This is a genomic window from Actinosynnema sp. NPDC023658, assembly GCF_040639995.1.
Lineage (GTDB): Bacteria > Actinomycetota > Actinomycetes > Mycobacteriales > Pseudonocardiaceae > Actinosynnema.
This window is the reverse complement of sequence record NZ_JBFAAX010001085.1, coordinates 1-1,781: the sequence shown is the minus strand read 5'-3', so window position 1 is coordinate 1,781 and position 1,781 is coordinate 1. Positions and strand designations below refer to the sequence as shown.

The following is a 1,781-nucleotide window of genomic DNA, read 5'->3' as shown; positions in this document are numbered from 1 at the left end:
CCGCTCGCCGTCCTCGGTGACCGACAGGGGTGTCGTGTACGCCGTCCACTCGTTGGTGCCGACCCGGTACTCGACGCGCGCCGGCTCGGGCTGGTCGTCGGTCGCGGAGGCCGTCACGGTCACCGGAGCCGTCCACCAGCCGCCCGCACCGGGCGTCGCGGGGTCGCTCACCACGGACAGCACGGGTGCCGTCCGGTCGGTGGTCACCCGGAAGTGGTTGAACTCGGCGGGCTTCGACGCGGTCTGCCCGCCGCCGAGGGCGAACAGGCCGATCCGCGCCCCGGCCAGGCTGTCGTTGACCACCGGTTCCAGCGACGTCCAGGCGTGCCCGTCCGCGCTGTAGGAGCCGGTGTAGGTGGAGCCGGACTTGGCCAGCCGCAGGTGCCACACGCCGCCGGTGAGACCGCCGACGCCCGGCTGCGGCTGACCCACCACGTCGCCGCTCTCCGATCGCAGCTCCACGCCGCGCTGGACGGGCGTGCCCGCCTCGTTGGTGGCGATGTGGTCGAGCTTCACGTAGTTGGCGTCGTCCGCGTAGGCGATCTGGCCCGCCTGCTGGTAGCGCTCGTCCAACGCCGACGCGTCGACCTCCGTCTCGATCACCCAGTCGCCCTCGGGGGCGCGCTGGAGGATGAGGTTGGCCGGGTCGTCGGCCGAGCCGCCGTAGATGTCGCCGTCGCTCGTGTCGATGCGCAGGCTGCCGTCGGCCACGCCGTAGTGGGCCGGGTCCGGTCGGACGACCGCGTTCCAGCGGCACCCGTCCAGCGCCGTGCCGGCGAAGTCGTCGTCCGGGTCCACCGGCGCGGTCTCGTCGGGCGTGAGGGTGAACCAGTCGAACTCGGCGTCGACCACCGGGCGGTCGCCGCCGCCGCCGACGAGCGAGAGCAGGCCCACCTTCGGGTTCACCATGCCCGCCAGCGCCTTGGTCTGCGGCATCGGCGTGAACGTCTGCCCGTCCGCGCTGTAGGACGCGGTCAGGTTGCTGCCGTCGCTGGTGAACCGGACCCACGCGGTGTCCGGGAACGCGGCGCCGAGCGGCGCGGTGTTGGACTCACCGACCTCGTTGGGCTGGCCGGCCTCCTCGCGGATGAACTGGAAGATCCGGTTCGCCGCGTCGTCGGTGTCCGACCGGCCCTCGAGCACCATCTTGGCGTAGTTGTCGTCGTCGCCGTAGATCACCAGACCGGCCTGCTGGTAGGCCCGCCGCGCCGGGAAGCGCACCTTGGCCGTGGCCTGGAACGGCCCGGACGGCAGGTCCTGGAGCACGATGTTCGGCGTGGTGTTGGTGGTGCCGTAGATGTCCGAGGCGGCGGACGGGAGCACCAGGTGGCCGTCGCGCACGGCGAGCTCCTGGTTCTCCCGCACCACGGTCGTCCACCGGTCGCGGTCGAGCGCGGTGCCGAGGAAGTCGTCCGAGCGACCCGAGAAGCAGGTCACGTCCGGTGCGCGGACGGTGATCGCGACGGTCTTCGTGCCGCTCGCGCCCCGCGCGTCGGTCGCGGTGACCTTGGCGTTGAACGTGCCCGCGGCGGTGTAGGTGTGGCTGACCGACGCACCGGTGGCGGTGCCGCCGTCGCCGAACACCCACGTGAAGCCGACGGGGGTGTCGCCGTCCGGGTCGGTGGCCGACGCGGTGAAGTCGACCTTCAGGGGCGAGGTGCCCGACGTCACCGAGGCCGAGACGTCGACCGCGGGGCGCTGGTTGTGCGTGACGCCGCGGCCGACGAACTCCAGCCAGTGCACGTTGGCCAGGTAGCCGGTGGGCGGGCGGCGCGGCGGCC

Annotated in this window: 1 protein-coding gene; it reads right to left on the bottom strand. The window is 72.9% G+C overall.

The window, feature by feature from the left end:
* A partial coding sequence (locus tag AB0G02_RS38315) for a DUF1349 domain-containing protein (protein ID WP_360804843.1) occupies window positions 1-1,781 on the bottom strand: 1,781 nt, incomplete at both ends.